Genomic DNA, 5,700 nt, shown 5'->3' with positions numbered 1-5,700 from the left:
GCCTGACCAGCCCCGGCTCGCGGATCAGCGGGCGGCTCAGGGCGATGAAATCGGCCACCCCATCCCGCACCAGTTCTTCGGCGACTTCGAACGACCGGATGCCCCCCACCAGCATCAGCGGGATCCGCACCCTTTCCCTGAATCCTCTCGCTGCCTCCCGGTAGTAGACTTCCTCCTCCCTGGTCTTCAGGATGCCCGGCCGCGGCGCGATGAACTTCTCCGGGGACACGATCGTTCCGCCGGAAAGCTCGATCGCATCGGCGGATGCCGCCTCCAGCATTGCCGCGACCTGGAGGCATTCCTCCCGCGTCATACCGCCTTCCAGGAAATCCTCGGAGTTTAGCTTGACGAGAATCGGGTAGTCCGACCCGACCGCCTTCCGGACGCTTCCGACCACCGCCAGCAGGAGCCGGGCGCGATTGGCGAGGGAGCCGCCGTACTCATCCGTGCGCCGGTTCAGGGCGGGAGAGAGGAACTGGCTGATCAGGAAGCCGTGGGCCGCATGGATCTGGACGGCGTCGAAGCCGGCCTTCCCGGCTCTTCCCGCCGCGTCGGCAAAAGCGCAGACGATCCGCGCGAGATCTTCGGTGGTGGCGGCGCGGTTCCTTTCGCCCTCGGAGGGGCCGACGGCGGGGAAACCGGTCATGTCGGGGTTCGCGAAAGCGCCGCCGTGAACGATCTGGAGGGCGATCCTGCCGCCCGCGTCGCGAACCGACCGGGCCATCCCGGCGAGCCCGGGAAGCAGGCGGTCGCCTTGGGCGCCCAACTGGCGGGGACTGGTTTGCCCCTCCGGGGCGACGAAGGCGTAACTGGTGACGATCAGCCCGATCCCGCCCTTTACCAGATCGACCATCTTCTCCGTGAGGAGCGGGGTGACGGCGCCGTCCTTGGACGCCAGCCCTTCCCACGTCGCGGAGCGCACGAAGCGGTTGGCCAGGGTCATTCCATTGATGGATACGGTGTCGAACAGGGAAGGCATGGCGATCCTCCGGGGAAGCATCAACTCCATTCTCCGTCAGAATTTCGGTTTTCCCTCCTCGGTTTTTTCGTACTGCTCGAACAGCCTGTCCAGTTCCTGCCTGTCGAAGAGCCGTTCCAAATGCCCGAAGGTCTTCCCTTCCTCGTGCTCGATATGATGCCGGTTCAGCTCATCCAGGGCCTTGGCCTTGGCCTGGAAGATGCCGCTTCCCGCCTCGATGACCATGAGTTCCCGGAGCGCGATCATCGCTTCGCGATGTTCCCGCAGATTCTCCAGGCAGTCCTTTTTCGCTTCCTCGTCGTCGACCTGCTGGAGTCGCTTGAAGATGGATGCTTCCTCGCCCATCAAATGGGGATAAAGGGAATCGTGGAACTTCCTGCGCAGCCGTTCGCGGTCTTTCGGCGCCGTGGCCTCCGCCATCCGCTTCCCGAGCTGTTTTTGTTCGTCATGATCTTTCCTGAGGTGCTTTAAAAATTCATGTTTCATCCGGATTCTCCCTCCGGCCTTCAGCCTTCGCGCTTCAGCTTCTCGCGCCGCGCCAGCTCGGCGGGCGTCGGCTCCCGGGCGCCCCCGATGGTCGCCGTCCTCACCTCGCCGTCGCGCACGTACGTCGCGGCGATGAGACCGTTCGGCGAGACGGCGCTGTGCGTCAGCTTGAACGCGCGCGGCTCGCTGGTCTCGTCGAACAGGCGCTTGCCCTTGCCCAGCAGCACGGGGAACGTGAACGCGCGGATCTCGTCGACAAGGCCGGCGGCAAGCAGGGAATGCACAAGCTCGGTGCTGCCCTGCGTGACGAGGGCCGGGCCGTCTTCCCGTTTCAACCTGGCGATATCCTTCGCCGCGTCACGCAGCGCGACGGATCCTTTCCACGTCAGCTCCACGCCTTTGCGCGTCGCCACGTACTTTGTGATCCGGTTGAAGGTCGTGGCGATGTCGTCGTAGGACCCGCCTTCCGCGTAGGGCCAGTACGCGGCGAATATCTCGTAGGTGCGCCGGCCGAGCAGCAGGTCGAACGGCTCTCCGAACAGCCTGCCGATCTCCTCGCCGAACACGGGGTCGATGTCCGCGAACGGGGCCACCCAGCCGCCGAACCTGAACCCGCCGGCGGGGTCTTCCTCCGGCCCGCCGGGCGCCTGCATGACCCCGTCCATCGAAATCATTGCGCCGACGATCACTTTTCTCACGGGAGTCCTCCTTGGCTCGACACTGGCTAACCTCCGCAGAGGACTCCCGGGGCTAATCGCCGCTCAGATCCCGCAGGTCCCCTGGGGGACTATGGTGAAGGCAGCAGGATTGGGAACGAGCGCTGCGGCAGCGTCGTTTCCGATCTCAAAGAACGTGAATGTGCCGGTGCCGTTGTTCTGCACCTGGAAGGTGGAGTTGTTGGCAACGTTCGAGTTGTTCGCAAGCTCAAGGCAGACGGTCCCCGCGCCGCCCGCGGCGGTGGAGGCGTCGAAGTCGAAGGCGGCACCGCTTTGGGATACGTCGTTGCCCGAGACCGAGGCCGAGATGCCCGCCGCGCCGAGGACGTCTATGTCGATGCCGCCGTTGGTCGAGGCGGCGATCGCGTTGTTGTCGATAACCAGCGACACGGCGGTGCCCGTGCCGTCGAGGTTGATCCGGATGCCGTCCCTCTCCGAGCCGTTTATGGTGTTGCCGCTCATCGTCACCGAGGCGTTGATGATGGCGGGCGCAACGACATTGCCGGCCACGTCTTCGTTGTTGGCGAATTTAATGCCGGACCGGAGCGAGCCGGTGATGGTGTTGTTCATCACGGAGTTCGTCCCGGTGACCGCCAGGAGCCGCACACCCTCCCGGCCGTTCTGGGCGTCGAAGGTGAGGGTATTGTTGTGGATGCTGTGGCCCGTGCCCGCCGGGGCGAGGACGCCGTCGGAGAAGGCGGCATTTATGGCGAAGCCGGCCACTTCGTTGCCGGTGGAGAGCATGACGACCGGGATGTTCAATCCCGCCCCGATGGCCGCGTTCGAGATGAGCGGCGCGGTCCCCGCGGGGACGACTACGCCGACGCCGAAGGTAAGGCCGACGCCCTCGCCGATGAGCTTCTGGCCGGTTTTGAGGGTTATGCCGTTGTCCTGCCCGACGTCGGTGCCGGCGCCTGCAAAGACGAAGATGGTGTCGCCCGCCGCCGAAGCGGTCTCGGCCGCGGCGAGGGTCCCGAAGGGATTGGCCTGGGTGCCGTCGCCGCCCGGATTGGCGTTGTTCACGAACACGACACGCCCGGCAAGGGTGATGGTCACGGTGACCGGAGCGAACCCGGCGACCGTGTAAGTGAAGGTGTCCGACACGCCGGTCTGTCCGGCGGGCGGGGTGTAGGTGAAGCCCCCGTCAGCGGCGATGGTGACGCTGCCCCCCAGCGAGGTGGCCCTCGTGCCGGGGTCGGCCACGGTCGAGCCCGCCGGGTCGTTTACGAGCACGCCCGGGGCAGGGACCGAGACAGTGACGTTGCCCGCCCCCTGGAAGGTGTCGGCTACGGGCGTCACGCCGGGGACGCCAGGGGCGCCAGGCGCGCCAGGGGCGCCGGGCGTAAGCGCTGCCCCTCCTCCGCCGCCGCAGGCGGCGAGGGCAAAGACGGCAAGAAACGCAACTATCGATACGGGATGCCTTATCATCTGAAACATGTCTCGATCCCCCTTTCTCATTCGAATCGCTCTCGTTGACAGACACGCCGAGGTAATTCGCAATCGCCTTCCAGCTTTTGTTGATCTCCTGCGTTGACTTGCGCATGAAGAAGACGCTTTTCATCAAGTGATCGATTCGAATTCTCCGATATTTATTTGCCGGCCCTGATTTCCAGGCGCCCTCCCGCGCGATAATGGAGGTATCTCCATCCGGAGGTGACGCATGTGCGGGCGGTTCGTCCTATTTACGGACGGTCAGGTTCTCACGGAGCAGTTCGACGCTCCGCTTCCGACGGACTTGATTCCCCGGTTCAACATCGCTCCTACGCAAAATATTCCCGTTGTCCGGACTTCCGACGACGGCGAGCGCGAAATCGCATTCTTGAGGTGGGGCCTGATCCCGTCGTGGGCGAAAGACCCGGCAGTCGGGAACCGGTTGATCAACGCCCGTTCCGAAACGGCATGGGATAAACCGTCCTTCCGTGCCGTCTTCAAGCGGCATCGCTGCCTGATCCCGGCCAACGGTTTTTATGAGTGGCAGAAGAAGGAACGCACCAAGCAACCCTTCTTCATCAAGATGCGGGATGAGCGGCTGTTCGCCTTCGCGGGGATGTGGGACCGATGGAGGAGCGCGGCGGGGGATGCCGTCGAAACCTGCGCGATATTAACGACAGCGGCAAACGGCGTCCTCGCCCCGATCCATGACAGGATGCCGGTGATTCTCCCGGCGTCGGTCTATGAACATTGGCTGAATCCGGAAATTACGGATCCGGGGGTGCTTGTGCCGTTGCTGTCCCCGTTCCCGGACGACGAGATGGTCGCCTATCCGGTCAGCTCGAGAGTCAATTCCCCATCGCATGACGATAAGGACTGTACTGCGCCGCTGCAATGATCCGGATGTCCCTACAACCTCATCCTGTGATCGAACCTGCCGCTCATAGCCAGCCCATCGGGACTATTCGGACTTACGCAACATAGTCTCCGCTGAACCAAATTTCTTCCTCTTAAGAAATTTCCCGCTTCCGCCGATATGTAGAGAACGAGTTACTCCCGGGAGGGATGAACGATTCCTTTTATGATCAGCAATTTGCAGCTTGATCTTTCCACAAGGAACGTTGGCCTTCCTGTTGCGCCATCCGGCCTCAAAGGGAACGGCGACGACATGAAATACAAGACGAGGCGTAAAAACAAAAAGGAGGTACGAATTGGAAATGAAGATGAACGGAAACGGAAGCCGTCCTTGGGAGCATCTCCATGAAATCCACATGGAATCTACCGGCATCGACAGATTCCTGGAGGAAATGGAAGAGATGGACAAGGGGTTCGCAGCGCGGGAGGAAACCGTGGAGGACCCGTATGCCCCGATCCTGAAGATGACGAACGATTTGGCCCACCTGGTCCAGGGCGGCCGCTACGTCTCGCAGGAGCAGTTGACGGAAGTGGGCCATACGATCAAAAGCTCCAACGGATATTTCTGAGGAGAAACCCGCCGGAACCAAGGCCGGTACCGGCCGGCTGCGCCGGCGCCGGCCTTTCGCTGACGGGATTTGAACTTGCTATCCCCTCGTAACGATGATCATGGACGCATTTTCTGCGCCTTGACTTTCCAGATCACGATCTGGTCGCGTGCCGCCTGCGCGTCGGGCGCCTCCGGCACCAGTTCGACATATGCCTGAATGTGCCGAATCGCTTCGGTGTAGTAGCCGAGCTCGCCCATCAAGAGCGCAGCATTGAAATGGCCTTCAGGCCACAATGGATCCGATTCGAGACCGTCGATGTACTCCGCCACGGCGGTGTCGAAATCTTTTTCACGTAAAGCGTTTTCCGCCACCAACCTGTGCTGTCGGACTTCCTCCGAAACCGGCGGTTTGGAGGGCAATGCCCGCCAGTCTGCCGCTTTCCTGGCGAAGTCACGCCAAATGCCGTCCTGACCGCTGTCCCCCTCCCCCCGCGCCGCCGACCGCAGTCGATTCATGGCATCGGCGAATGCGCGGGTCTCCGCGGAAGTCCGCCAGAAGAATAGGCCCCAAATCCTTGCATTCTTATCCCCGCTGCAACTCACGCTGAACAGGGTCTGGGTGT

7 protein-coding genes are annotated in these 5,700 nt (G+C 62.7%); 2 read left to right on the top strand and 5 right to left on the bottom strand.

Going from position 1 to position 5,700, the window contains the following annotated elements; translation table 11 throughout:
- From AB1346_07660 to AB1346_07645, 4 genes are all read right to left on the bottom strand, one after another.
- Positions 1-1,000 (bottom strand): NADH:flavin oxidoreductase (locus tag AB1346_07660; GenBank protein ID MEW6720307.1); only part of this gene is annotated, 1,000 nt, incomplete at its 3' end.
- A gap of 15 nt (positions 1,001-1,015) precedes the next feature.
- A complete protein-coding gene (locus AB1346_07655; GenBank protein ID MEW6720306.1) occupies positions 1,016-1,465 on the bottom strand; it encodes a hemerythrin domain-containing protein in 450 nt (149 codons plus the stop codon).
- A 20-nt stretch (positions 1,466-1,485) separates the two neighbouring features.
- The gene (locus tag AB1346_07650; protein ID MEW6720305.1) at positions 1,486-2,163 is read right to left on the bottom strand and encodes a dihydrofolate reductase family protein; all 678 of its coding nucleotides are present in this window, start codon (positions 2,161-2,163) and stop codon (positions 1,486-1,488) included.
- Between the two features lie 63 nt (positions 2,164-2,226).
- Complete coding sequence (locus AB1346_07645; protein ID MEW6720304.1) at positions 2,227-3,618, bottom strand: Ig-like domain-containing protein; 1,392 nt, start codon at positions 3,616-3,618, stop codon at positions 2,227-2,229.
- A 223-nt stretch (positions 3,619-3,841) separates the two neighbouring features.
- Between AB1346_07645 and AB1346_07640 the strand changes: the two genes are divergently transcribed.
- Both AB1346_07640 and AB1346_07635 read left to right on the top strand, forming a co-directional pair.
- The gene (locus AB1346_07640) at positions 3,842-4,510 is read left to right on the top strand and encodes an SOS response-associated peptidase (GenBank protein MEW6720303.1); all 669 of its coding nucleotides are present in this window, start codon (positions 3,842-3,844) and stop codon (positions 4,508-4,510) included.
- Positions 4,511-4,829: 319 nt separating this feature from the next.
- On the top strand, positions 4,830-5,096 hold the full coding sequence (locus tag AB1346_07635) for a hypothetical protein (GenBank protein MEW6720302.1): 267 nt from the start codon (positions 4,830-4,832) through the stop codon (positions 5,094-5,096).
- A gap of 98 nt (positions 5,097-5,194) precedes the next feature.
- Here the strand turns inward: AB1346_07635 and AB1346_07630 are convergent.
- Positions 5,195-5,700, bottom strand: a 506-nt coding sequence (locus AB1346_07630; GenBank protein ID MEW6720301.1) for a tetratricopeptide repeat protein, incomplete at its 5' end; no start/stop codon positions are given.

This window comes from Thermodesulfobacteriota bacterium (assembly GCA_040758155.1).
Classification (GTDB): domain Bacteria; phylum Desulfobacterota; class Deferrimicrobia; order Deferrimicrobiales; family Deferrimicrobiaceae; genus UBA2219.
This window is presented reverse-complemented; position numbering and strand designations above follow the sequence as displayed.